This is a genomic window from Pararhodonellum marinum (assembly GCF_015354735.1).
Classification (GTDB): Bacteria; Bacteroidota; Bacteroidia; order Cytophagales; family Cyclobacteriaceae; genus Pararhodonellum; species Pararhodonellum marinum.
Window position 1 is genome coordinate 16176 of sequence record NZ_JACEFJ010000016.1, and the last position, 25673, is coordinate 41848.

23 protein-coding genes are annotated in these 25673 nt (G+C 38.5%); all 23 read right to left on the reverse strand.

Annotated features, from left to right (window positions below):
* Positions 1–15 precede the first annotated feature (15 nt).
* The 23 genes from H1A14_RS20470 to H1A14_RS20580 all read right to left on the reverse strand — a co-directional run bounded on the left by H1A14_RS20470 (position 16) and on the right by H1A14_RS20580 (position 25648).
* Entirely contained in the window at positions 16–723 is a 708-nt protein-coding gene (locus tag H1A14_RS20470) for a WbqC family protein (protein WP_194778170.1), read from the reverse strand.
* Complete coding sequence (locus tag H1A14_RS20475; RefSeq protein ID WP_194778171.1) at positions 720–2012, reverse strand: ABC transporter ATP-binding protein; 1293 nt, start codon at positions 2010–2012, stop codon at positions 720–722. Before H1A14_RS20475 ends, H1A14_RS20470 begins: the two co-directional genes overlap by 4 nt.
* 5 nt (positions 2013–2017) lie before the next feature.
* Positions 2018–2845: an ABC transporter permease gene (locus H1A14_RS20480; RefSeq protein WP_228527905.1), complete on the reverse strand. Its 828-nt coding sequence runs from the start codon at positions 2843–2845 to the stop codon at positions 2018–2020.
* Positions 2846–2911: 66 nt separating this feature from the next.
* Positions 2912–3901, reverse strand: a complete 990-nt coding sequence (locus tag H1A14_RS20485; protein WP_194778173.1) for a glycosyltransferase family 2 protein — start codon at positions 3899–3901, stop codon at positions 2912–2914.
* Positions 3902–4707: 806 nt separating this feature from the next.
* The gene (locus H1A14_RS20490) at positions 4708–5790 is read right to left on the reverse strand and encodes a class I SAM-dependent methyltransferase (protein ID WP_194778174.1); all 1083 of its coding nucleotides are present in this window, start codon (positions 5788–5790) and stop codon (positions 4708–4710) included.
* Positions 5791–6406: 616 nt separating this feature from the next.
* Entirely contained in the window at positions 6407–7246 is an 840-nt protein-coding gene (locus tag H1A14_RS20495; RefSeq protein ID WP_194778175.1) for an ATP-binding protein, read from the reverse strand.
* A 110-nt stretch (positions 7247–7356) separates the two neighbouring features.
* Positions 7357–7947 carry a hypothetical protein gene (locus H1A14_RS20500; RefSeq protein ID WP_194778176.1) on the reverse strand — a complete coding sequence of 197 codons (591 nt, stop codon included), beginning with the start codon at positions 7945–7947 and terminating at the stop codon, positions 7357–7359.
* A gap of 742 nt (positions 7948–8689) precedes the next feature.
* The gene (locus tag H1A14_RS20505) at positions 8690–9844 is read right to left on the reverse strand and encodes a DegT/DnrJ/EryC1/StrS family aminotransferase (protein ID WP_194778177.1); all 1155 of its coding nucleotides are present in this window, start codon (positions 9842–9844) and stop codon (positions 8690–8692) included.
* A 163-nt stretch (positions 9845–10007) separates the two neighbouring features.
* Positions 10008–11363, reverse strand: coding sequence for a hypothetical protein (locus tag H1A14_RS20510; protein WP_194778178.1), 1356 nt, complete (start codon positions 11361–11363; stop codon positions 10008–10010).
* A gap of 247 nt (positions 11364–11610) precedes the next feature.
* Positions 11611–12306 carry an acylneuraminate cytidylyltransferase family protein gene (locus H1A14_RS20515; protein WP_194778179.1) on the reverse strand — a complete coding sequence of 232 codons (696 nt, stop codon included), beginning with the start codon at positions 12304–12306 and terminating at the stop codon, positions 11611–11613.
* Positions 12303–13835, reverse strand: a complete 1533-nt coding sequence (locus H1A14_RS20520) for an aldolase catalytic domain-containing protein (protein WP_194778232.1) — start codon at positions 13833–13835, stop codon at positions 12303–12305. Before H1A14_RS20520 ends, H1A14_RS20515 begins: the two co-directional genes overlap by 4 nt.
* A 15-nt stretch (positions 13836–13850) precedes the next feature.
* Positions 13851–14843: a glycosyltransferase family 2 protein gene (locus tag H1A14_RS20525; protein WP_194778180.1), complete on the reverse strand. Its 993-nt coding sequence runs from the start codon at positions 14841–14843 to the stop codon at positions 13851–13853.
* 39 nt (positions 14844–14882) lie between these two features.
* Positions 14883–15635 (reverse strand): YdcF family protein, encoded by a 753-nt coding sequence (locus H1A14_RS20530; RefSeq protein ID WP_194778181.1) that lies wholly within the window; start codon positions 15633–15635, stop codon positions 14883–14885.
* Between the two features lie 207 nt (positions 15636–15842).
* Positions 15843–16937 carry an ATP-grasp domain-containing protein gene (locus H1A14_RS23255; RefSeq protein ID WP_228527906.1) on the reverse strand — a complete coding sequence of 365 codons (1095 nt, stop codon included), beginning with the start codon at positions 16935–16937 and terminating at the stop codon, positions 15843–15845.
* A 183-nt stretch (positions 16938–17120) separates the two neighbouring features.
* On the reverse strand, positions 17121–17738 hold the full coding sequence (locus H1A14_RS20540) for a sugar transferase (RefSeq protein ID WP_228527907.1): 618 nt from the start codon (positions 17736–17738) through the stop codon (positions 17121–17123).
* A 3-nt stretch (positions 17739–17741) separates the two neighbouring features.
* Entirely contained in the window at positions 17742–18431 is a 690-nt protein-coding gene (locus H1A14_RS20545; RefSeq protein WP_194778182.1) for a PIG-L deacetylase family protein, read from the reverse strand.
* A 15-nt stretch (positions 18432–18446) separates the two neighbouring features.
* Complete coding sequence (locus H1A14_RS20550) at positions 18447–19400, reverse strand: GNAT family N-acetyltransferase (protein WP_194778183.1); 954 nt, start codon at positions 19398–19400, stop codon at positions 18447–18449.
* Complete coding sequence (locus H1A14_RS20555; protein ID WP_194778184.1) at positions 19401–19979, reverse strand: sugar transferase; 579 nt, start codon at positions 19977–19979, stop codon at positions 19401–19403.
* A 6-nt stretch (positions 19980–19985) separates the two neighbouring features.
* Positions 19986–21005: a sugar-transfer associated ATP-grasp domain-containing protein gene (locus H1A14_RS20560; RefSeq protein ID WP_194778185.1), complete on the reverse strand. Its 1020-nt coding sequence runs from the start codon at positions 21003–21005 to the stop codon at positions 19986–19988.
* 11 nt (positions 21006–21016) lie between these two features.
* Positions 21017–22165: a glycosyltransferase family 4 protein gene (locus tag H1A14_RS20565; RefSeq protein ID WP_194778186.1), complete on the reverse strand. Its 1149-nt coding sequence runs from the start codon at positions 22163–22165 to the stop codon at positions 21017–21019.
* 18 nt (positions 22166–22183) lie between these two features.
* Positions 22184–23251, reverse strand: a complete 1068-nt coding sequence (locus tag H1A14_RS20570; RefSeq protein ID WP_194778187.1) for a hypothetical protein — start codon at positions 23249–23251, stop codon at positions 22184–22186.
* Positions 23252–23456: 205 nt separating this feature from the next.
* Positions 23457–24572, reverse strand: a complete 1116-nt coding sequence (locus tag H1A14_RS20575) for a glycosyltransferase family 4 protein (protein WP_194778188.1) — start codon at positions 24570–24572, stop codon at positions 23457–23459.
* Positions 24569–25648: a glycosyltransferase gene (locus H1A14_RS20580; protein WP_194778189.1), complete on the reverse strand. Its 1080-nt coding sequence runs from the start codon at positions 25646–25648 to the stop codon at positions 24569–24571. The genes H1A14_RS20575 and H1A14_RS20580 overlap by 4 nt, the downstream gene beginning before the upstream one ends.
* Positions 25649–25673: the final 25 nt, after the last annotated feature.

Below are 25673 nucleotides of genomic sequence, written 5' to 3' on the forward strand. Positions count from 1 at the left end.
CTTTTCAGGGACCACTTAAGCATCTTTGATGTCACAGGCCTGCAACAGGGCTTTCACCTCAGATTTTGAATTGTGCATCAGCACATCAATGATGGACAAGCTCGGGATAAATTGCGGATAAGGTTGGGGATAAGGCTGAAACCGAACATCCAAAAAACTCAATTTTAGTCCATGCTCGTCAAATAAAGACTTATGATAGAGTTCCCAGCCCCCCCTCAAATTGAGGTATTGACCTGCCTTTTCTCTTTTGCAGATTTGAATGATGCGCTGTTGCCCTTTCCAGTGATCATGATTTTCGCGGTGTGAATTCATTACCAAGGGGGTATCAATTTCCAGGTAGGTTGTAATGGCCTCAATACTGTTATAAATGAAACAGGCAAGATTGTTTTCTTCATGATGGATGATATCTTCCATTAAAGGGTAAACCTGAGAGAATTCCCTGGCCTTTTTGTACGAAAACGCAATGGTTTTCAAGAGTTTGCTTTTCCATTTACCATCTTCCATTAGCTCCAGGTCTTTGATCAGTTTATTTTGAGAAACCTTTTCAACCGGAACAGTAAAACCTTGAAGATGTTGATTGACCACAATGGCATTGCGGTTTACCCAGCCTCTTTTGATGTAATTGACATCATCCAGCAAGACAAATTGATCAACTGAGGCTATCAGTTGGAAGTAACCAATGTAAGGGAAAAGATAGGGCTGCATGATGGCAATGCACTTCATATTTCTCCCTTTAAGTTAAATCCATGTTCTTCAATTGGCTTCACCACAAATGGCAATTTTGGCCGCACAGCCCCATGCCATTTGCCATACCATTGGATTTCACCTCTGTAATCCTCCAAGTCGAAAGAAAGGCATTCGTGCCATTCAAATAAGGTGGTGGTGGTATCCTTGACGACATAAAGACTGATAAAATAACTGCCATTGTTCAACAAATTTCCCGGGATCATGCATTCACTGTGAATCAGCCCTTTCTGGTAAACCGCTGAAGCAGATGGCACCACAAAAATGCATTCACCACCGTAGGCATATACCGCCAATTCCACGCTCAACCTTACCGCATCCTGCAGATTCCAAAATTGAAATACCACTTTAATGGGAGTTCGGATGTCAAAAATCTCATCCGGACTTGATAACTGAGGGATGATTTGTGCTTTTTTGACCTTTGCCCATTGGTTGCCTATCGCCTCATCAGGTCCTGAAAATTCTTTCAGCCATTGCAAGGCTTTTTTGTTGGAAGCATATTGGTTGACCACATTCGTCACCTCACCCATGTCCATCAGGCGGCCTTGGTCCAGCCACAAGGCCCGGTCACAGAGGTTTTTAACAGCTTGCAGACTGTGACTGACAAAAAGAACAGTTCGCCCGTCGTTTCGAGATACATCCCGCATTTTTCCCAGGCATTTTTTCTGAAAATCAGCATCACCCACCGCCAAAACTTCATCCACCACCAAAATCTCAGGCTCCAAATGGGCAGCCACCGCAAAGGCCAATCGCACATACATGCCACTGCTGTACCTTTTCACCGGCGTATCAATGTGCTGTTCAACTCCTGAAAAGGCGATGATTTCATCCAATTTACTCCTGATCTCTTGCTTGGTCATCCCTAGAATGGCACCATTGAGGAAAATATTTTCCCTGCCTGTCAGTTCCGGGTGAAAACCGGTACCCACTTCCAATAAACTGGCCATTCTGCCATCCAGTTTGATCTCTCCCAAAGTAGGGGTGGTGACCCTGGAAAGTATTTTAAGGAGTGTGGATTTACCCGCTCCATTGCTCCCCACAATGCCCAAAACTTCTCCTTGGTTTACCTCAAAATTAAGGTCCTTCAAAGCCCAAAAATCCCCTTCCTCAAAACTTTTTGGATCTCCATCAATTTTGGCATAAGGATGGGGTTTTCCCCGCAATTTGGCCCAGTAGATATTTAGGTCTTTGCTGAGCATGCCGGTACCGATCACACCCAAGCGGTATTTTTTGCACAGTCCTTCTACCTTGATTACCACTTCTGCCATAGCGCTCAAATCACATCCATAAAGCTTTTCTCAATCTTATTGAAAATCAACACCCCTATCGCCAAAGCCATTAAGGTAAAACAAATGCTATAGGTCAAATAAGTCATATTAAAATCTCCAACTCCTAAAATCGAATACCGGAAAAGCTCGATGATGGGGGTCAAGGGATTGGCCAGCATAAAAGTTTTGTATTTTCCTTCAAAAAAAGACAAAGGGTAGATTACAGGCGTGGCAAACATAAGGAGCTGAGTTCCAAAGCCCACGAGAAGTGCCAAGTCGCGGTACTTGGTGGTTAGGGAGGAAATGATGATCCCAAATCCCAATCCCAAGGCAGCTACCAAAAGCAAAAGCAAGGGCATCAGGGCCAAGTAGCCATTGAAGTAAAAAGGGACCTCAAGAAATACTTGAAAATAGACCAGCAAAACAAACAACAAGGCCAACTGAATGCCAAAACCGATAAGGGCAGAAACCACATTGGACAGCGGCATGATCAAACGGGGAAAGTAAACCTTACCGAAAATAGATGCATTGGCTGTAAAGGTAACTGAGGTTTTGTTCAGACAGGCGGCAAAATAATTCCAGATTACCAAACCGGAAAGGTAAAAAAGGGCAGGGGGAGCGCCATCAGTAGGGATTTCAGCTACCTTATCAAACACCACGATAAACATGATGGTGGTAAGAAGGGGCTGTATCAGATACCACAAAGGTCCCAAAATAGTCTGTTTGTAGGCGGACACAAAATCCCGGCGGACAAACATGAACAACAAATCCCGGTAACGCCACAAATCATGTAAGTTGAGGTCAAACCAAGATGCTTTCGGTTTAATGATCAAGGACCATTTTTTTTTGTCTTCCTGTTGCAAACTACCTGAATTTTACCATCGCTTCAAATCAATGTCTTATTGATTTAATTCTAAATTAAATGAAAAAATCAGATAATATTTAATTATTCGGTATTTCACTCTAACTGATTTTGCCTTTAAGTCCCATGCCAACTTTAACATTTCCTTGGACAATTGCTCGTCACGGGATTGTATCCAAATTTTCCTTGCTTTTTCTATACAATAGTTTGAGCACCAATTCTTTTGAATGTCCATAACTTGAGACTCATGAGAAGGTAAGTAATTTTCAACTCTCCTGATTGTTGCTACCAAATCTCTGGCATTCTGTCCATATTCCTTGTCAGGATAAGAAATGGCACCTCTCCTTTTTCTATATTCAGCAAGATATTCAGGAAGGTAGGCAATAGGGTAATGCTTGGCTATCCTCACCCACATTTCAAAATCTTCACCATACCTGACACCATAAAATCCTCCCAAATTTTCGTAAACCTCTCTTTTTACCAACATACTCACATATTGAGCAGGATGGTGTTTGGCCATCGTGATCAGCCCGTTTTCAAGTATTCCGGCCTTATCCTCATCAAAAATTGAATCCTTTATTTTCCTTCCAAATTGATTGATAAATGAAAATTTGCAAAAAGCAGCTCCTGCTTGAGGGTTCAATTTTATCAAGTCTTTTAATTTTTGGTAAAAGCCCACTTTCACACGGTCGTCTCCATGAAATAGGTGGATCCAATGTCCTTCTGCCCTATTGATGCATGTCTGAAAATTTATTAAGCTTCCTACATTAGATTCCTGCCTAAAATACCGAACCCTACCCTGACCGATCTTATCCACTAGGGCCGAAACATCCGTATCCGTGCTACAATCATCCACCACTTCAATCTGCATCATTTCCTCACCCATATCTTGCCTCAACACACTTTCAAGGGTTTCCACCATATATTCTGCGCAATTGTACACTGGAATCATCACAGAAAAAAAAGGCCTTTTGGTATTTTTTGGCAGCGGAACAATTTTGGGAGGAACCTCAGGAATACGATTCATAAGATTTACGAATTACGATTTACGATTTACGAGTTTGGGAATTTTGAATGTCGAAGGATGAATTACGATTTACGAATTAAGAGTTTGAGAATTTTGAATAAGGAATGATGAATTTCGAATTGGGATTTACGATTTACGATTTACGAGATTAGAATTTAGAATGATGAATTTCGAATTTCGAATTTCGAATAATGAATTACGATTTGCAAATTACGTGATTTGGAAACCATTAAAGTTTCGGATTCCAGACCGCTCCAATACCAGCCCTGAAAGGGCTGAACTTTTCAATAACCTCGGGTAAGCAAAGCGCGACCGTTGTGGTGAGCCTGTCGAACCGCGGGGATAGAACGATCCTACCACAACTGTTTCGGCCTCGAGTCTATTTTTGCAGATAATCTTAATGCCGAAACGATTGAATAATCTGGTTTTGGAAAATAAAAAAAAACGGGATACCGGAGGATAAGCCTGAATCTCAAAGCTGGAAGTTGAAAGTAGTTGGAAACAGGCTGAAGGCCTGTGACAGCAAAGCCCCAATGACGAATTACGATTTAAGAGATTGAGAATTTTTAATAAGGAATGATGAATGCCGGATATCGAATGATGAATTTTGAATTACGATTTACAAGAACTGGAATCGTTTTTAAATTTTCGACATCAAACCGCTCTATTAATCGAAAACCTATTTCAGGCGTCAGCCTTTATTTCGCCGATAGGCAAAATTCGGCCGAACTTGTCTAGGGTAGGTAGAGGCCATATATCAATTAGAAAGGATTTATATAAATTCAATCCCTTTTTTAAGCTATTTGTTACCCAATTCCCTTTATATTCTGCTTTGTATATGTTTCTGCAAATTGCCTGGCTAATTTTTTGTTCCTAAGACCTCCACTCATATAAAAACAAGAATAAAAAACATAAATCTTCACTAGATCAGCTGAATAATACTTTGAAAAATGCTTAAACATTTCAATGAAATCACCATTAGAAACTTTATTTCTCCATGGTAAACTCAAATTTGAAAACAAACCATAGAGCATATTTTCAACATTCTCGTCCAAAACAATGGCTTCTATGTTCGGCAAACCAATTGTTTTTTCTGATTTTAACAAAATCCTTTTTCCATTGAGCGTATTTATCGCTACACAAGTTGTCATTCCATCTGGATGTGTTAATGCGTGGTAGGCCGTATCGTGATAAATAATGATCCCATTTTTTTTCATAAATGGAAAAATTTCTAAAATATTCAAATGTTCCCCAGGATTAAAATGTGCAGTATCAATAAAACAAATATCTATTCCTTCTTGAGGCAAAACATCCAAATATTTACAGGGTACACCCCCTGTAGACAGTTTCCATTTTGGTTCAAGATCGGGAACTATCTGATGGACTAAAAAACCTGTCTTTCTATTTTTATCTTGCTTTTTTTGTACGTCTCTATACCATATAGTATTGTAATCAAAAGAATAGAGTTTGGTGTTTTCCATATCGCGAATCGCATTTAGAATCACACTTGAACTCCCTCCTGCACTTAAGCCAATTTCTACGATTACTTTCGGCTTTGCCTTACGAATAATTCCATTCAAAAAAGCCCTATCCTTATATGACATTTCACTTTTCCTATAATTTGTTTCCTCTATGGTTCCCTGTAATAGATTTTCAATGTCCGCAAGAACAACTTCATCATAAAATTCTATATCAGAAAAGTCTATTTCGTCATAATTTGTTTTCTGTTTGTTGTTCCACTTGAATGGAACAACATCAATGTCTTCCAAATTACCGATGTTCCATACGTTTTGAGGGGGCTCATCCGTTTTTAGATTCAGTTTTTTCAAAATTCCCTTTATATTTTGTTTAGGGGAATCGTGGTATATTTTCTTAAGTATGTTCAGCATATATTCTAATATTTTTATGGTTTGTTTTTAAAGGTTGTCAAATGAATCATACTTTTTTCCTTGTAAACGAATTACCTAAATTCTGTTTAAAATCAATCATATCAAAATCTAACATTATGGCAAATTAGAATAAAATTTAAAGAATTAGGTGTATGAGATCTGAAATCGGGTTAAAACTTTATACTAAACAGCCCTAAACAGCATATTCTGATTCCTCAATGAATGATGAATGGTAAATTACGATTTACGATTTACGAGTTGCGATTTACGGATTTTGGAATTTTGAATGTCGAATAATGAATTACGATTTACGAGTTATGAGTTACGAGTTTGGGAATTTTGAATGGCGAAAGATGAATTACGACTTACGATTTACAAATTAAGAGATTGAGAATTTTGAATTATGAATGATAAATTTTGAATTGGAATTTACGATTTACGATTTACGAGATTAGAATTTAGAATGATGAATTAAGATACATAATTTGGAATAGCCTACTAAATATTTAAACAGAAACCGATCTCTGTAACGAAATCCTATATCGGGCGACAGCCCATTTATCAGCCAAAGGCTGTATATCGGCCGACAGGCCATATATCATCAGAAAAATAGAAATCAAGTAAAATTCTCAATAAACCAACGTTCTAATACATCCTTCATTTCCAATATAGGAATATCCCTTGGCCTAAGCACCTTGGTTATCGTTGTTGATTCGGCCAAATGCAACAATTGAGGGAGATAAGCAGCTTCGGTTTCCGGCATGCCCTGAAGAAATTCCCAGCGGTAGATTTCGTTGCGCAAGGCCTCAAACTTTTTACTGCTTTCCAAAGGCTGGAATTGGACCTGCTTCACGGGACTGACCTCCAGCATAAGGATGTGGTGCAAGGGCTGCTTGTTCCCGCTTGGTTCAGGCATAGGGAAATAAAATTTCGCCTGGTCGGGAAGAATTCTGGAAAGGTTTTCGGAAGATTGTTCCAATTGTTTTAGGCTGTCTTTCCAGAGTTTGATGCGGGAAGAAAGGGCCCAAACCTGAGGACTGTTTTCTTCAAACAAAATAGGAGAAACGTCATCACTGACAAACTTGCTTCCATCTTGGCAAAAAGCGGTGGTCAAAGATGATTTGCCAGCGCCGGATTCCCCACAAAGCAGGATTCCCTGATTTTGCCAGACAAAACTGCTCCCATGCAATGGCATGATTTTTCGCTGATGGAGAATGGCACCATATACTGACCCGTGCAAATACAGGTAAAGGCTTTCCTTGCTAGCCTCAGGATAAGGAAATACGGAAACTTTGTTTCCGTCTTTTGCATAAAAACAACCCACTTCAGGAATATCCAAATAAAATTCCTCTTGATTAATGCCAAACCAGTCTGTTTGATGGATTGGTTTTTTTATGCTTGGCCTTTTATTGGTTAAGGCAACCTGCACCTCCTCAATGGGAAAAGACAGCGTCATGAAATAGCAAATTCAATGAAAGATTGATGTTTTAAGTTAAACCTAACGACCAAAGAAGAAAAAAAAAGCCATTGGAAAACCAATGGCTAAATATCGTTTACAAGATTAGATCAAAAGGGAGCATTGATAATATACCTCACAGATGCCCCAACGCCTCTCCGCATAAAGAAATTTTTTCCACCACTATATTCAGGGGTTAGGAAATCATATCCGGGTAAAAACTCAAAATTGAAATTAAATCGGGCAGTTCTGTAATCCATACCCAATCCACCCAACACCCCGAAGGTGGTATGCACCTCTCCGGCTAAGAAATGACTTTCTCTTGACCTTGTATAATCGGTTCTACCAATGTGTGCGCCCAATGCTGGGTAAATGGAAAAGGTACTTTCAAGATTAAAAAACAAGGGAATGTGGTATTGAATAGTGGTAATGGCCCCCAACCTTCTGTTTTCGTCATTCAAATGGTACAAATTCGGGAAACGGTAGCCCGCTGTAAAATCAATCGCCAAATTATCTGTGATTTTGTGATTGATGGAAGGGGCCAAGTGAATGTAGTACCCATGTCTTAGACCTATGGCCGTTTCACCGGCCAAACCATAGGTCTGAACATCCGCATACCGGTTACTTGAGAATTGAGCCTTCGCTTCAAATACAGTTGACAGGAAAAGGCATAAAATAAAAATCTTAATGGTTGGTTTCATTTTTGTATTTTGTAGGGATATAATCAAATTTTAATTTATTAGGTTTAAAAGCGCTTCCTTTTAATACTTACATTTTTTTCAATTATTCTCCAATTTTAAAACATAAAATTAAAGCTTAATATAGAGAAACAAAAGGAAATCAAAGAATTATTTTGTGGTCCTTAACGAACTGAAGATACCATTTTACCGATGCAAACAAAAAATTCTTTTTGTTTTTTCAATTTATAATTGATTTATTCATTTGAAATTTTTTATCACAAAAGTGAATTGCTGTTTTAATAACATAAAACTGTATCTGAAATTCATTTTTAAGCCCAAATTCAAATTCTGATCATTTTAAAAAATAGAATGGCATTAAAACTCCACACTAAAAAACAAAATTGAAGGGATGGAATTTAGGGAATAATTTATTTTTCATTGTGAGATTATTTTTTTGTTAAGTTTGCATTTATTTGAAGGTTTTTACCCCATAAAGGGAATAGTTCGTCAATAATGTATTTAGTATAAATCAATTGAATCTATGAAAGTTATCCTTGTCCGACTTCAGGCGGGCCTGTCCGACTTCAGGCGGGCCTGTCCGACTTCAGGCGGGCCTGTCCGACTTCAGGCGGGCCTGTCCGACTTCAGGCGGGCCTGTCCGACGCTGACTTCCAACTTCGGACTTCCAATCCTTTTGAAGAAAAATATTGGGTTCCTGCCAAAGAAGCGAATATCCATTTTTTTTTAAATAAGTCAATGATTATCAAAAAATCCGGTCTAATACTTCAAAAATTCTATCGAAATCCTGCTCTTGAAGGTTGGAACCACTCGGTAAACAAAGTCCATTCTGGAATAGCCGGTCCGATACCCCTGTACCAAAGTAAGGCGCTTTGGCAAAGACAGGCTGCAAGTGCATGGGTTTCCATAACGGACGTGCCTCAATATTTTCTTCAGCCAAGGCCATACGTATGGTTTCTCTATTGATTCCACCTGTTTCGCTTTCATTGACCAGAATTCCTGTTAGCCAATGGTTTGAAAAGAAGTCGGCGTTCGGCGCCTCCTGTAGTTTGATTCCCTTCTTGTTCCCAAAATAGGTTTTATACCTTTCAAAATTGGCCCTTCTTGCAGCCACCCGCTCATCGAGCACCTGCATCTGTCCCCGGCCAATACCAGCCAGCACATTGCTCAACCGGTAATTGTACCCGATATGGGAATGTTGGTAATGCGGAGCCTCATCCCTTGCCTGTGTGGCCAAAAAGCGGGCTTTTTTGATCATCCATTCGGTATCGGAAATCAAAGCACCTCCCCCACTTGTGGTTATGATTTTGTTTCCGTTAAAGCTCAATACCCCAAGGTCCCCAAAAGTACCGCATGCCTTACCTTTATAAGTAGCACCCAAAGCCTCAGCGGCATCCTCCACCACGGGAATTTCATATGCTTTGGCCAAGGCCATGATCTCCTCCATTTTGGCGGGCATGCCATACAGGTGGACAGGTATGATGGCTGCTGGCTTTTGTTTTTTACCGGAAACTTCTCCCTGTAAACAAGCTTGAATGGCCCTCTCCAATGATTCAGAACACATATTCCAGGTATCCGCCTCACTGTCTACAAATACGGGGATGGCCCCTAGGTATGCGATGGGATTGGCAGAGGCTGAAAAGGTCATGCTTTGACAGATCACCAGATCTCCGGGTTTTACCCCCAAAATAACCAATGACAAATGCAAAGCTGCCGTTCCGGAAGTTAAGGCCGCGGCATGTTTGGCCCCGGTATAGTGCTGCAGGTCTTCTTCAAAGCCATTGACATGGGGACCTAAGGGCGCGATCCAGTTGGTGGCAAAAGCCTCCTGAACCAATTTCAGTTCATTTTCTCCCATATGGGGAGAGGAAAGCCAGATTTTTTCTGGGGTGTTTGGCATGTTATAGGTGCTTTATTGAGGGTTGGTTTGGGTTTTAGGTGTGTTGGATGTCGGATGTTGGATGACCGATGTTAGATGACCGATGACCGAGGTTTGATGTCGGATATTGGTTGACGATTCTCGGATAGTCAGGGAAGCAGGTCAAACTCTGGGGATTTAAAACCTATGAAAATAAATTCTCTACAATCTTTTCTTCCGGGAGAAACATTTGCTGTTTTAGACTATTTAAATAATTTTCAAGATCCATCTTGTCTAATTTTTCCAAATGGGCTTGGAGCTGACTTTCGGTGATGACATGATAACCGGGATGGAATTCCTCAAAAACGGCATGAACTTGAAGGGGTAGCTCATTAATTTTTAAATAAAGTGGAAAACAGCCCTTAATGACAGATTCAATGGAAGTTGAGGAAGATATCGAAATGCAATATTTGGCTTCCTTAAAACTATCCTCAAGTGAAAATCGCGAAGAATCATGGACCACTACATTACTTAAAGTGGCAATTTGATCCAGTTTTATTTTGGGTAAATCGAAATCCGGGTGTGATCTTAATATGATCGATTTCTCGGGATTTTGGACTGCAAATTGAATGGCTATAGCTACGAATTTATTGACCTCTTCTTCGTTGATGTGTCCTGCTAGCTTTTTTTGGATGGCAAACAACACTTTGCTTTTAGGAAGAAGTTGTCCATTGGACAAATTGGGGTGGCCAGATACCTGTATGGTTAGATTTGGATTGTATTTGACAAATTCATTCCTGAAAAATTCACCCCAAACCAAATATTTATCGTAAGGCATATTTCTCCATCCCGCCTTGGTAGCCGTTTTTCCAAAAAACCCCCATTGGAGACAATAGGAATTACACCTATATTTTCTTGCTATCAAGGCCGATACATGCATGGTACTGAAACAGCCCTCCACAAAAAGGATTTTTTTCCCTTCAATAACTTTAGCCCAACCCAAGGCACGATCAACTTGCGTCGTAAATTCATGGAATTTATAGTATTGCTTGTGCCAAAAATAAGGAAAAGCTGGCCTTGGGAGGATAAAGTCTCTCCCTTTGGATGAGGGTAGCCTATTTCTTTCCCAAAGTAAATAAGCAAACTTCAAAGACTGATCCCTCAGACTTTTTTCCACTCCTTCCAAATAATTTTTAAACTTAAAATTGGGGATGAAAAAATAAATATCATTGTCTGAACTCGGCTGTTTTATGGAAAGCAACAAATAATAGACATACCGTGCCAAATCTCTTACAAAACTCTTTACTATGGAGGGAGAGGAAATGCGCTGAAAGTAGGATTTTTTAAAATCTAAAATATAAAAGTCACTTAGATTTTCTACCCTGTCATTTTCTATTTTACGAATAAAATCCGGGTTATTGATGACGCCATTCAGATAGGTCTTTACCACAATTTCACCTAAAAATATGCCTTTGTATTGCAGAGATTGAAGGTCTCCAATGATTTCATCAAAAACCACTGCATAAAAACGGTCTATTTTTTGAATTATCCTTTTGTCCATCTGCAAAGAAAAAATCTCCTTATTCTGGATTCGAAATTATACATGAAGATAACTAAATAGTCCAACTGTTTTGATGGATATGCAACTAAAATATTTATCCGAATTGCTGGATATATAAATGATGACTGAACTACCTTATTTTAGGTTCTGCACTTACAATATCCTAATATCAACCAAGTATCAATAAATATCGAACTTGAATGAAACATTCATTCCTGTGCACATTACGATAATTTCCGATTACTTATCACCCATTCAATAATCCAAATAATTTCTCAGCATCATAAAAATCTTTTTTCCAATCTATCTCATAGGAGGACAATACGGATAACTCCATCAAATAAGGATGTGGCCCTATCCTGTCTTTAAATTTGAGGTAATTCTCTTTTGAATTGATAAATGCTGCGCTGTTGATTTCGTATAAGACTTTTAAATCCTGGGTTTTTGGCCATTTCTCTTTTCCGTTTTTATTGATAATCGCAGCTTGCGCGCTGTCCCAAATGAAGTTTTGAAGTTTTTTTACCGTCATCAACGAATCAAAACCAAGGGATAGCTGATCAAAATAAGTGGCTATGAACCCATCATAATCATGGGCATCGACAAACGGAGAGGTGACGTGGGTCCAAAGTATCTGATCGTGTGAACAAACACCTGGGACATAATCAATCAAATCCGACAGAGAGGTAGTACCCAGGGATAATTTTTCCGGCCTTTCTACGACATGAATCCTAGGATCTTTCTCAGCATATTTTTGCGCGGTTTGAATGGATACGGGGTCATTGGTAGATACAATGATCTCATCTATGGACCTACTGGCAGCAAGCTGCTCTAGTTTAATGGCCAATAGCCCTCCTGTTTTTCCGGCAAAATCCCGGTTATTTTTATTCTTTATCCGCTCACTTCCTTTTCTGCAAGGAAGAAAAACACTGACTTGCCCCTTCATATCAAACTGTACACTGATTTTTGATCCAATGAACGGTATTCAGTCGGCGTAAGCGCATCGAGTTTTTTTCCGGAAGCTAAATATTGTCCAAACAAATGTTCATTTTCGTTGAACAGCTCCAATTGATTTTTGCTGCTATCCCCACTGTGGTATCCATCATATCCCACCACCCATAATTGCTCTGCCTGAAGTACATTCCCAATTTCCAAAGCAACAGCTGTCATGCTTTTTTGAAATACCTCGGAAAAGGTGAAGGTTTTTAATTCAAAGGTGCGCTCTAAAATTGGATCGGGGATATAAATGTTTATTTCTCTTGGTGAAGGGGGCAAAATAGCCATCGCATTTTTTGGGATCTTTCCACTCAACACCCTTTCCATTCTTTGGCCTTCATTTCCCCCTAAGCAAAAAAGCTGTTGGTTTTCAATCCCGATAAAAAAACTGGCATTTCGGGAACTGGTATGAATGACCAGCACATTTGGGTTTAATTTCAGAAAGGCATTAATGGCTTTCGTATGCTTACTGATCGATACTCCTCCCCCTACTACTAAAACCTGCTTCGTTGAAAAGCCAGGCTCAAAAGTTTTGAAGTGCTGTTTCTGTTGTAAACCCTTATCCTCCTTTTGTAATTTTTGAATGATGTTGTCATATGAATAATACCTTTTGCTGATCCATTCCATGACTATTTTTTGCGGTATGGAATTGGCACCTGAAACCATATAAGGCAAATTGGTTCCCCATCCATGGATCTGCTGTAATTTGGAAAATTCATCAACCACAGCGGATAAAGGATTAAAGTCAAACTTTCTTTTGCCCTGTGCAGACAAAACCGACAACAACAGTTCGGTTTTTAAATTACCAGCTCCTCTTCCCATTCCCATGATGGAACTATCTACCATTTCCACCCCACATGCCAAAGCAGTCAATGTGTTCACTAGGGCCAATTCAAGATTGTTGTGACCATGAAAGCCTAAGGGAACCGACACTTTGGATCTGATTCTATCAGTTATTTCTTTGATATCATCCGGGAAAATGCCCCCATGGGAATCCACCATATAAAAACAATCCACTCCATCTTTGATTTCAGGCAGCGTTTCAAAGAAACCCTTCTGGGATTTCCAGGTGGACATGTACATGACATTTACCCCCACTTCAAATCCAAGATCCTTGATTTTTGCCGCCAACAAAATAGCCCTTTGGATGTTTTTGGGCGCTACGGCAATCCTGATCAGACTAATCTTCCCAATACATGGCGAAATTAATTGGTCTATATCCCTTTCGGACACCTGTTTTTCATCAATCATGATGGCCAGCTTTTTTTTGGAAATGCTTGAAGCATGATCCAAGGTGTTTTTGGGCAAATAGTAGTATTCCCCAAAATACCCCTTTCTCTCCTTGGAGCGATATCCAATTTCCACATAGTCCACCGGCAAGCTGTTGATGGACTCCAGATAAGCATGGGTCAGGGGCCTATCAAAATCCCATTGGGTATAATAGCCTCCGTCTCTTAAGGTGCAATCGAGTAGCTTCATCAATTTAAATTGGGTTCAATGGAACAGGAGCTTAAAAAAAAGAAAAGATCTTTTCACATTGAGTTTGAGGGAGGTTTTATTCAACTGTAAAGAGGTCTGCCATAATTTTTTTGCAGCTTTCTTATTTCCTGAATCTTTTAAAATTAAATGGGCCCTGTGAAGACAACCATCTGCACAGCGGTACTTTTTCTCAGCAATAAGCTTTTTTTTATTTTTTGGAAGCTGTTTTTCTATGTTCAAGATGGCTAGGGCAAAATCGTTGATGTTTTGACCAAGATTGACTTTAGGTTTGGAAATAGACCCCAAGTGCTTTCGGTATGCTGACAAATAAAGGGGCGTGTAGGCAATGGGATAATTTTTTGCAATCCTGACCCACATTTCCCAATCCTCACCATATACCACGCTGTGGAAAGCTCCCAATGCTTCATACACGGCTCTTTTGACCACCATCGAGGCATATTGTACAGGTTGATCCAAAACAAATCGGTCCAAGGCATTGTCGAGCACTCCCTCCGATTCTTCATTGAATGCAGAATACTTCACCACTTCCCCGTTTTCATTGATAGATATATATCGGCAAAAGGCTGCCCCTGACTCGGGATAGCTGGTAAATAACCCTATCATTTTCTCGTAGAACCCTTCCAAAACCCGGTCATCTCCATGCAAAATATGGATCAAAGTTCCTGCGGCTTGATGGATACAGGTTTCAAAATTCCTTAAGCTGCCCACATTTTGAGGCTGACGGATATAGCCAATTCTTCCCTGACCTATTTGTTGGACCATCAAGCTGACATCAGCATCCGTGCTGGCGTCATCAATGACCATTATCTGCATGACCTCTTCACCTAAATCTTGGATCAGCACACTTTCAAGCGCTTCCTTAAGGTACTTGGAACAATTGTAAACAGGAACCATGACCGAAAACAAGGGCCTTTGGATACCCTCAGGCAGAGGTAAGATCTCGGGCGGCGAAGTTGGAATTCGCTCAGGCAAAGATTTCTCTTTCATTTGAATTTAAATACCTCAACCCATCCATTATCAAGCTTTCTAAAACCCAATATGACCAGCCACCCTTCCCAGGTATTCATGCAACACCAATTGAAGCAGTGTCAAGTTTCGAAGATGAGGAATCAACCAATAACTTTTTCCGCTGGGATGCACCTTGGTTTCAAATTGAGCCGGGGCAGGAATGGGGTTTAACCCTTGATGTCCGAAAAAGGCCATAGCCCTTGGCATATGAATGGCTGATGTCACCAAGATCACAGGCTGATCTTTGCCATACCGGCCTACATAATCTATGGACTCCTGTAGGGTGTGGGCAGGGGTATGAAGGGTATCCATCCTCACAGGATCCACTCCAAGTTCCAAAGCAGCAAAGTAAGCGCCCCCTGCAGAAGAACGGAAACCGTCCTGTCCTTTTCCGGAGAATATTATTTGGCTCTCGGGAAGGTTTTGATAAAGCCTTACGGCCTCAGTCAGTCGGGACAATGCGGTAGTTGAAAGCCTTTGATTTGCCGTCAAATTCAAATCCGGGACATGTCCACTTCCAAGGACCAAAATGTGAATAGGCTTATCAAAATGCTGCTCGGGAAAATCCAATAATGGTGGATATTGGTTTTCCAAAGAAGCAATCAGCCATTTGGGCAAAGGCTTAAATAAGCCAATCAGCAACAAAACGGATAAGGCAGTGACCCCTCTATGCCAGCCTCCCTTGCGCCAGGATATCCAAATCATCCATCCCAACAACAAAGCCAGCCAAAAGGCTGGATTGATCAAAAAGTTGTGGATGAGAAAACGCATGGTGGGAATTACGAGTTACGAGTTACGAGTTACGAGTTACGATTTACGAGTTACGATTTACGATTTACGAATGGGGAATTGGGAATGATGAATGATGAATGATGAATGATGAATTTAGCAATGAATTCTGCAAATTAAAGGGTATTCAATTACGAGGAAGTCTCTAATATCCATTAATATCCAAATATCCACCAATAGCTTAATTTATCAAATATTTTGACCAACTGGTGAATGATAAACCTTCAACAACTCCCCCTCCTTCATCAAGATTGGTTCTACATCTACGTCCCGAAGAAAGATCAGGTCTTTTTCAAATTCATACATCCTATAAGTGAAATCAAAATCAGGATCGGCATCCAACAAACGGATAGTATCTTCAGGGAAATTGGCTCCCCCTGCGGCAAAGCATTGGGTAAAGGCCACATGCCGAACATTGATTTCCGTGATGTAAGGTTTCCCTTTTTCATCTTCCTTGAAGTCAGCAGTGAAAAAGCCATGCGGTTCTGTCCCGGTTTCATCAAAGACTTTGTCCATGGCTTTTTTGGACAATTCCACCAAATGCGGCTCGTTCAATAACCTGCCAAAAGAGGTATTTCCGGTGATGCCGCTGGGGGCCACTTTGGCCATGATGTAATTGACCCTTTCCCCGCTGGCAGCCCGCAACAATTTTCCTTTCCAATACAGGAGCTTGCAGGCCAGGTTTCTGCCCGGAAGGAAGGTGCTGGCCAAAAACTGTTCAACCTCCGGATTGATCTGGATCCAGTTTTTTAAAGCCGCCTCATTTTCTACTTTCAAGGAACCCAGCCCACTTGTGCCAGAACTGCTTCTTACCCAAAAGGGAAAGCCCAATTTGTCAAACAAGCCTTTAAAGTCCCTTTGGCCCCGATGGAAGGAAACTGAGGCCGGTACCAGATCCATGTCCTCCAACAAATCGGTCATGCGGGATTTGCTGACGAGCAACTCGGTTACTTTAGGGTCTGGTATCAAGGAAGGACAGGGCAGTTTGCCCCCCTGCATTTTTCGCTTGCTCCATTCCATCACCTCCAATTCCGGCAAGATGATGGCATAATCAATATTCTTGGCCGTGATGATGGCCTCAATGTCCTTCCAGTAGGCTTCAGGATCTGAGGCAGGGGCAATCAGAAAACTTTCTTTGAAAAGATCTTTTCGGTACAAGCCCACTGCATGGGGATTGATATCTGTACCAAAAAATTCCCAGTCAGCATATTGGCTGTAGCGCTGCAGAGAGAGGGCAAAACTCCTGGGAGTAGGTCCGCCCACACCGGTGATTAATATTTTCATGATTATTGATTAAATGGATCTTTGTAGGAAATGGGTATTGCTAGTTGTTGGATGTTGGAAGACCGATGTCGGGTGTCGGGTGTTTTATGTCCAACTTTGATTGTTATAGATACCTAGATGGTACTTATTTGCATCAAAATGAAATCTGAGATTCATTGATATTTTATACCTTTAAGTTGAAGTTTAGTTCGTGCCGTCAAAGGGTTGCATGGGACGGTCTTTCGATTGATTTACTCCTTCTCTATAAAGAATTTTAAGAATAGTAAGCCAAAAAATCTTGAGATCGAGAAAAAAGGAAAGGTGTTTCACATAATAAATATCCAATTCAAACTTTTTAGCCCAAGTAATGGAATTTCTTCCGTTTACCTGTGCCCATCCAGTTATCCCAGGTCTTACCTCATGTCGAGTAAATTGGCTCTTACTAAACAGATCTCTATATTGAACCAATAATGGTCTAGGACCAATGAAGCTCATTTGACCCAATAAAACATTAATTAACTGGGGTAGTTCATCCAAGGATGATTTCCTAAGAAAACTTCCGAATTTTGTAATTCTCAAAATGTCTTTGTCAAAATTCAAATTCTCACCCTTAATGTCTTTCATGGTTTTAAATTTCAGGATTTTAAATATTTCTCCATGATAACCTAACCTTTTTTGAACGAAAAAAGGACTTCCTTTAAACTCATAAATAAGATAAAGTGATATTGCTATAAATATTGGAGACAACACCAATATTAATAGTAAAGAAAAAATAAGATCTAAAATTTGTTTGGAAAAATTCCGGTAAATGGTGTTGTCCAACGTTTATATTTCTTCAATTTCTCTAACTAGCATGAATGCTTCTGCGAAGGGCTTACTAATAATACTACCTCTATACCTTGCCAATGTTCTTACTCCATCAAGAGACCTGGAATGAGGAAATTCCTTCAATCTCGGTGGACTGAAACAATCAAAGGCCTCTATTTTTTTTTGTAATTGACTTTCTGAGATTTCAAAAAAGATGTTGGGAATAAACATGTCATCTCCAAAAGGTGCCGCCCATTCAGTTTCAGAAAGTGTTTCATAGGCCAGTATTTTTTTTACTTTGTGTGCATTAACAGGTCTCGCTGCCACCAAGGATGCTTCATACACGATCCTATGGTCTTTGTGAATATCTCCTCTATGGGGTACAAAAAGCCAATCAATTTTTAATGAATCAATCAATTTGGTCAATGCAATACTAATCTTGTAAGAAGGTTCTGCATCTAATCTTGGTGCAGGGAAATCAAAAAAGAAGGTGTCCCTTACCCCCAATAGTTTATGAGAATTTAATGCTTCCCTTCTCCCTCTCAATGTTCCTTCAATTGGAAAAATTTCAGGAGCACCAATATTTCCATTGGTCATGATGGCTACATAGACATTATCACCGTTATCAACAAGTTTTGTGATTAAACCTCCACAACCCAAGATTTCATCATCCGGATGAGGAGCAGCAATTAAAATATTTTTAGACATAGGAATAACGGTTACTTAAAAAACATCAGAATCACCCATAGAAATGTACCAATTTCTTAAATCCATAAATTTAGGATCCAAGGCAAAATGTGGTCTCGCACCCAGATATGTCTGTGGCAACACAGGCACAAAACCTATTTTTTCTAATTTTAGGTGATCTTTATCGAATAAATTTTTCCATGTTGTCACCCTATCAAATTTAACATCGTAGGATAGCAAGATTTGATGGATGTAATCTGGTAGAAGATCATAATCATCTACAAAACCTTCAACTATATTTAAATCAAATAAACTGGGCTTTTGGGAAGATGGATAAATTTTTGTGACAAACAATGCTTGATGACCATCGTTTTCGATGAAAAAATTTTTATACGTTACTGATGGCTTCTGCGTATACCTCCAATTGAGGTAATCCATAGAACGTTTTACCTTTATCTTGAACTCACTGGTTTTGGATTGGATGAACTCGACATGACTTTGGTCAAATTCCTTAAATTTCTCAACTTTGTTGGATGAATTACTCTTCTCAAAACTAGAAGCAGGACAGCCTAAAGTATGGATAATCCCGATATCTTTCCAACCCAAACTTTTTACAAACCCATAATGCGAATTATTATTTGGAAATCCCCAGATTGCTTTGCATCCAAGCTGATTTTCCAATTCGTCATATAATGCAAGAGAAAGTTTTTTAAAGATTCCCCTTCCTCCATATTCAGGGTGAGTCATTGTGGCGAGGGAGTGGGCGGTCAAAGTATCTTCCCCATCTATATCAATCAATAAGGGAGATACGGCATAGTGACCTACCAGCTTTTTGTCTTCCCACATCAACTTAATCATGTATTTTCCAGCAGGATTATTTTTAAACCTCCAATTCCATTGCTCCAAGGTCATTTTTTGCTTGAATACCAATTCAAACAATTCTATTATTTTAAATTCATCTCCTTGTTGATATCCTCTTAAATCCATCATCTAATTGATTTTAAATTTATTTTCACCTACAAATACAACCATTATTGTTTTTAAAATAATGCTGAGATCATAGGAAAATGACACATTCTCAACATATTTTTTATCCAAATTCCACTTTTCTGGCCAAGAAAGGTAAATAGATCCGGAAGTCCCTGCATTACTCGTAACACCTGGATATACTTGAAAGCGAAAATCTGTACTTTCATCTTTAAATTTTTCATAGGTACTTTTTAAACAAGGCCTAGGTCCCACAATGGACATATCTCCCATTAATACATTGAAGAATTGTGGCAATTCATCAATTTTGAATCTCCTTAGAAATTTTCCTACTCTTGTGATTTCAGGATCATCTGGAAAAGTCTGACCTGCAAAATTCCTTTGTTTGTGTGTCATGGTCCTAAACTTTATTATTTCAAATTGATGTTTATTTTTACCCATTCTTAGCTGAGTAAAAAACACCGGTCCTTTGGAATCTATTTTGATTAATAAAGCCGAAATCAAGAGAATTGGAGAAATTATAACCAAAATAATTGTGGTAAAAATTAAATCAAAAATTCTCTTAAAAATTGAGGAGTACATTAGTAATTATCTGGAATGGGGAATATATTTTTCAAGCTCTTTTTTCAGTCCTTTTTTTACAGGTAATTGCCATAGGAGTTTACACCAATCATGGTTTCCTTCAATTAAGCTAGGACCATCGGCAGTGATAGCCACATCCCAACCTATGGAGGTGTTTATCTTGTTGGACAATGCGGCCTTTTTGACCAGTTCAATTGATTCTTTGAAAAATGGCACTTGGAACCCCACAATCGATTCTGAAGTTAAAGGATGTACATAAACATCTTCTTTGGTGATGTCACTGTAAACTCCGGGACCTTCTACCATACCCGAATTTAGGTCGACAGGTGCAGCTATGTTTCCTGCTGCAAGGTTATCGATTATGGAATTAATAGTTATTCTAAGTCTTGCCCCTAAAAATTCGACTTCCTCTTGATTATTCAATTGGGTTATAAGTCTTAAAGTATTCAAACCAGAAGGAGAAAGCTTCATTAAATCTGGATGCTGATTAACAAATTCTTCCGCAATATCATTATTGGTTTCCTTCATTTTACGCTTTAATCTTTCAAAAGTCAAATCTTTGGTATCAACGCGAACAATCCCTCTTCCACATTGACCATAAGTGCTTTTTAATATTAATTTCCCTGAATTATTCGATCTCAATTTCTCAAAAAGCAATGGATCTTTTTCAAGCTCATTTAATGAGAAAGATAGATGGTTGATAAAATCCTTGAAATTCTTTATGAACAATGTCTTGTTGGAGAAAATTTCCCTTCCACTTTTCGGATTTAATCTGTTTATGGTTTCGTACATAAAACCAGTACCCGCCCATTCTTTCCTTTCAGAATCGCTCAATTCATAGAAATGAAATTGGAAATACTCTAGAATTGAAATATTATATTTAAAAACAGAAAAAAAATTATCAAAGAGTATTTGAAATCTATTTTTTCCTGATTTATTTCTGGTGTGATTTAGAAATTTCCAATATGTTTTGGCGTTGGTTACTTTAAAATAATAACCCAGATATATCAATCTCCTTAAATTCATGATTTAAATATTTAATCTGCTAAGTATTTTTGGATAAATAAATCTGCATTTTCCCTTTTGAAAAATCTTGAAGCTTTAATTGCGTTTGCAGAATAAAGATTCCATTTTTCTTTATCATGAATCAGGCTTAAGATAAAATCTCTCGCCCTCCCCAATTCTTCAGATTCAAAACATTCGGCATGTTGGTATTTTTTTGAATAGATATGAAGTTCTGAGTCATTTGACGCCAAATATAATGAGGGTATTCCATAACTCATCAAATTATAAGATTTACTTGGCACACTACCTTTTGAGGTTTTTTCATCTAAAATCACTACCCCTATATCAGCTGCTGATAAGGAGAATGGGAACATATCATCGGTTTGAAATGGAAGAAAATGACAGTTAGGCAATTGCTTTTCACTGACCATTTTTTTCAGAAAGGGAACTCTGGGTCCTCTTCCTATAATTTGAAATATTATTCCTTCATCATTTCTCATTAATTCGGCTAATTCCACCAAATGCTCTACATTATGTGATAGCCCAATATTTCCTGAATATTGTATGACAAACTTTCCTTGTAGATTATTTTTTTGAATAAAAGGATTCTCATGTTTATTCACTTTATTGTTTTCTTGAAATATTGACCAAATCGGTTGTATTAGTATTTTATCCTTATCTACATACTGGGAAAGTGCTTCTGACATATTTTCTCCAATTGTAAATAACTTATATGATTTTTTAAACGACTTTTTATTTAGATTTTTCCAAATCCGATAAACAGGGTGAGATTCTTTCATTCCAGTTATTTTGAATGCATCTGGAAACACATCCCAAATCACCATGCTGAATTTATTCGGCAGTATTATATTCAATAGGTAAGCCATTGGAGGTATAGAAACAAAAAACACTTCGTGCTTTTTAAATTTGGTTTTAAGTAGCCAAAATATTTTCCAACATCCCAATAGATAGGCCCATATTTTCTTATGGGCTGGTCTTTCCACCCATCTATTGATAAAAGTCACTTTTATTGCCTCGTCTAATTCTTCTTCTTGGATATGAATACTCCCAGTAATTAAACTAACATCTTCAAATCTATTAAAAAATGCATTGCAAAAACCCACCGTTAAATAATTGCTGGCTTGATTAACCACTACAATTTTCCTATTATTTATTTTCACTTTAAACTCTAAATTTCTTTAATCTTTATTTTTACCAGAGATTAAGTTTCCAAAACTCTCCATATTTAGAAACTCTATTTCTGGCCATTTTCTTTCCACTTTTTTCAATAATTCTTTTAAAGCCAAAATCCCTTTCTCTCTATTTTTAGGATCTATATGCCCACAAAAATTTACACGATGAGAACTGATAATCGCGGCTTTTCCCATATTGAAGGCTGCTTCTATTTGTTGGAAAGTGTAGTTTATCCAATCAAATCCTCTGTTTTCACAGGGTTCAAAAACCACATTTCTAACTATGTCGGTTAATCCTGTGGCCTTGTTTACCCCCAAAAAATTAAATTCCTTTTTAAATTTACCTTCGCCGAGATGTCTTGATCTATAGAAAGGTTTGTCTAAATTTTCAATCCCCAAATCAAGTAGAGATGACTCAAGTTCTTTAGGAAACTGTTGGGCAGGAGGAGTGAAAGAATTGGGTTTGAAACCAAAAACCTCTTGGAAGCATTTAATTCCGGAAGTCAAAATATTAGGAAAATCTTGAATTTCATCCTTGTTATAAAAAGCGAAAGCATTGGTATATCCAATGGTGGGGTAACCTGTCGAGGTAATGCTCGTATATGATCTGTTTTTCAAGGCTATGAGCACTTCAGGATCCTTATATTCCAGTTTTTCATTCAACACCTTTACATTCAAATGTTCTCTCCCATGAAATTGAGGCTGAAAAATCCCCTTCGACATTCCCTCTTGCCATAATTGCCAAGTGCCTTCATATTCCTTCCCTTGAAAAATAGATAGTTTTTCAAAAGTCTGGGTTAAAGGCTCATAGGAGTATTTGATGTAATCATCTTGCCTCATGCGCTCAAAATCGAGATTACAGGAAAGTGAGTAAGGAGTAAAAACAGCTGATTTCCCGTGTTGATCTTTTACTGATGTTAAAGTTTCATACAACATTTCCAGATCCTCTCTGGTCTCCAATGTATCATAGGCATCAAATCGGTTTCGGACTAATAAACCCGCCTTATTCATTTTTTCCCTTGCCTTTTTAGAATCAAGCCTCACATTGCCATAATCATCGACAGCTATAATCATAAGCTTCCTGTTGGTTTTCCAACCCAAGGTATTTTTTAAATAAGAGATGACTCGATTTTTCAATGATTAGAATATGTCAGTATAAAATTTTATAAAAAAAACTATAAGTAATTAATATTACTTAAGAGATGTTATTGCTTCATTTTTACAGTCTGGTAAATGATTACAATACAGTTTTATGGTTAATGTAGTTTGTCGTTTACCTCTATGTTTTTACATAAGATTTACAAATCTCAATATATTTAAGAGCCCTTTCATTTGGAGTATCAAATTTACTTAGCTGAATCTTCCCGTTTTCTACCAATAAATTCCAAAATTCTTTATTTTCGGCAAGGTCAATGATTTTATTTGCAGCCGATTTATAATCTTGAGGCTTATAGTAACAAGCCGCATCTCCACAAATACTCCTAGCAAATCCCAAATCAGTTGTAATAATGGGCTTTCCCATTGCCATTGCCTCAGGATATGAAGCTGAAAAACATTCCGCCAAGGTAGGCAAAAACATGATATCACATTCTTGATACAAGGAAGGACATTCCTCTGGAGGAATCGGACCAACATTGATAATTCCATTTTGGGACCCTATATGCCTTTCAAAGTCTTCATCTTTTAAGGTCAAGACAAATTGAAAATTTTGAAAACCTCTTTTTTGAAGTTCTTTTAACACAAAGGGAATGATTTCAAGATCCTTATGGGGATAATATGCTGAAACGGTCAACAAGCGAAACTCAAATTCTTTCTTTGGCGGTAATTTTCTAGAAAAAGGTTTTGGATGAAGGAAAAAACTACTACAAGTATTGGTAACGGTATAAACCTTGTCCGTATTCAAGGCCTTTTTTACCCTTTGGTTTACATCTTCTGTTTGTACGACATAAGCCACTGCGTCCCGTTTAAAAAATCTGAAATGTATTTTGCGCTTAAGCCATAGTTTAGCTCTACGAATTAATGACATCCTTTTTACAAAAGGAGATTCGGGATAAATATACAAAGGCAAATTAAAGCCGATGATTTGAGGGGCATGAGAGTGGAAATAGCTAGGGCCGGAGGTAACCATAATTACATCTGGCTGAATTTTCTTTTCCAATTTTTCAAGTTGGCCTTGAATCGAAGAGATATTTTTAAAGCCAATTGGACCAAAGTCAAATTCATAAAAGAAAAAGTTGGATGGAAAATCATTTTGGTTCAATGATTTCCCTACCCCTGGCCCTACCCAAACATGAAATTCAATCCCAGAAATTTCCTTACATTCATTTATAAACGAAAGAGCTACTTGAACCGCTCCACCAAAACGTTGGTGAGCGGTGTTGATAATTATTTTCAAACCCTGGAAGATATAAATTTAAAAAATTGGTCTGCAATCTTTTCAGATTCAAACTCCTGCATTTTGAGTTTTGCATTGTGGCCAAATTTTTCTCTTTGGTGCTGATTCTGCATCAATATTTTCAATTTTTCACTAAATAAAGATTTATTGCCAAGCGGTATCAAATAACCATTGTACCCATCATCTATCATATCCGAAGGTCCTGCCACACAATCATATGCCAAAACAGCCAAACCAGCATTCATGGCTTCTCCTAGCACATTTGGAAATCCTTCCGAACTGGATGCAAAGGCAAAAATCCTGCTTTTGGCATAGTAAGTATCCACGTCTGATTGAGCTCCTTTAAAAATAATTCGTTCCTCCAAACCCTTTTCTTTTATTTGGCTTTGGTATTTTTCAAGCAGATTCATTTTTTTGGCATTTCCCCCTATAACCACCAATTTCCAATCCTTTAACGCCACCTCTTCAAATATCTGAAGCAACTGATCAATGTTTTTGGTAGGAATCAAACGTCCCACAGTTAAAACAATGTTTTCTTTTGGAATATCATTTGACAATTCAATTGTTCTAATGGGGTTTCCAATCACCTCAATTCGCTTGTTCCAGTTCAGGTTCTTGGCTACCTCTTTTGCAATCCCCGTTTGGGCGATAAAACCACTGGCCTTTGGATAAAGTCGGTTTCTCAGAATGTTTTGAATTTTCCCAAGGTTTTTATTAGGCTGACTCCTGTCAGAAACATAGACAGGATAGGGTAATCCCAAAAGTGACATCAACACCAAATTATTCCAATATTCTCCAAAACTTAAGACACTGCTGGGTTGAAGGCTTTGCACTTTCCTTCTTAAAAAAAACATGGTCTTTAAGGTATACCAGGTTCGCTTGTTGTTGTCAAATTCAAAATCCGGAAAATGAATTCGAACTTCAACTGGTAAGGGATAAGCTACTTCCCGCTTGATCCCGATCAGAATAAGATGAACCTCAACCAAAGGTTTTTTTGAAAAATAAGTGGCCAATAATGCCATCACCCGTTCCATACCTCCTAATCCCAATGAATGGATGATTAGAACAATTTTCATACGCTACTTTTATCCAATTCTTTTT

What these genes read in the sequence shown, in the direction of transcription:
- H1A14_RS20560 (WP_194778185.1), bottom strand. Translation starts at nt 21,005, where the DNA reads ATGAATTTAAGGAGATTGATATATCTGGGTTATTATTTTAAAGTAACC.
- H1A14_RS20555 (WP_194778184.1), bottom strand. Translation starts at nt 19,979, where the DNA reads ATGTACTCCTCAATTTTTAAGAGAATTTTTGATTTAATTTTTACCACA.
- H1A14_RS20550 (WP_194778183.1), bottom strand. Translation starts at nt 19,400, where the DNA reads ATGATGGATTTAAGAGGATATCAACAAGGAGATGAATTTAAAATAATA.
- H1A14_RS20500 (WP_194778176.1), bottom strand. Translation starts at nt 7,947, where the DNA reads ATGAAACCAACCATTAAGATTTTTATTTTATGCCTTTTCCTGTCAACT.
- H1A14_RS20570 (WP_194778187.1), bottom strand. Translation starts at nt 23,251, where the DNA reads ATGATTATAGCTGTCGATGATTATGGCAATGTGAGGCTTGATTCTAAA.
- H1A14_RS20520 (WP_194778232.1), bottom strand. Translation starts at nt 13,835, where the DNA reads ATGAAGCTACTCGATTGCACCTTAAGAGACGGAGGCTATTATACCCAA.
- H1A14_RS23255 (WP_228527906.1), bottom strand. Translation starts at nt 16,937, where the DNA reads ATGAAAATATTAATCACCGGTGTGGGCGGACCTACTCCCAGGAGTTTT.
- H1A14_RS20530 (WP_194778181.1), bottom strand. Translation starts at nt 15,635, where the DNA reads ATGCGTTTTCTCATCCACAACTTTTTGATCAATCCAGCCTTTTGGCTG.
- H1A14_RS20490 (WP_194778174.1), bottom strand. Translation starts at nt 5,790, where the DNA reads ATGCTGAACATACTTAAGAAAATATACCACGATTCCCCTAAACAAAAT.
- H1A14_RS20580 (WP_194778189.1), bottom strand. Translation starts at nt 25,648, where the DNA reads ATGAAAATTGTTCTAATCATCCATTCATTGGGATTAGGAGGTATGGAA.
- H1A14_RS20525 (WP_194778180.1), bottom strand. Translation starts at nt 14,843, where the DNA reads ATGAAAGAGAAATCTTTGCCTGAGCGAATTCCAACTTCGCCGCCCGAG.
- H1A14_RS20545 (WP_194778182.1), bottom strand. Translation starts at nt 18,431, where the DNA reads ATGTCTAAAAATATTTTAATTGCTGCTCCTCATCCGGATGATGAAATC.
- H1A14_RS20505 (WP_194778177.1), bottom strand. Translation starts at nt 9,844, where the DNA reads ATGCCAAACACCCCAGAAAAAATCTGGCTTTCCTCTCCCCATATGGGA.
- H1A14_RS20510 (WP_194778178.1), bottom strand. Translation starts at nt 11,363, where the DNA reads ATGGACAAAAGGATAATTCAAAAAATAGACCGTTTTTATGCAGTGGTT.
- H1A14_RS20495 (WP_194778175.1), bottom strand. Translation starts at nt 7,246, where the DNA reads ATGACGCTGTCTTTTCCCATTGAGGAGGTGCAGGTTGCCTTAACCAAT.
- H1A14_RS20485 (WP_194778173.1), bottom strand. Translation starts at nt 3,901, where the DNA reads ATGAATCGTATTCCTGAGGTTCCTCCCAAAATTGTTCCGCTGCCAAAA.
- H1A14_RS20515 (WP_194778179.1), bottom strand. Translation starts at nt 12,306, where the DNA reads ATGAAGGGGCAAGTCAGTGTTTTTCTTCCTTGCAGAAAAGGAAGTGAG.
- H1A14_RS20470 (WP_194778170.1), bottom strand. Translation starts at nt 723, where the DNA reads ATGAAGTGCATTGCCATCATGCAGCCCTATCTTTTCCCTTACATTGGT.
- H1A14_RS20475 (WP_194778171.1), bottom strand. Translation starts at nt 2,012, where the DNA reads ATGGCAGAAGTGGTAATCAAGGTAGAAGGACTGTGCAAAAAATACCGC.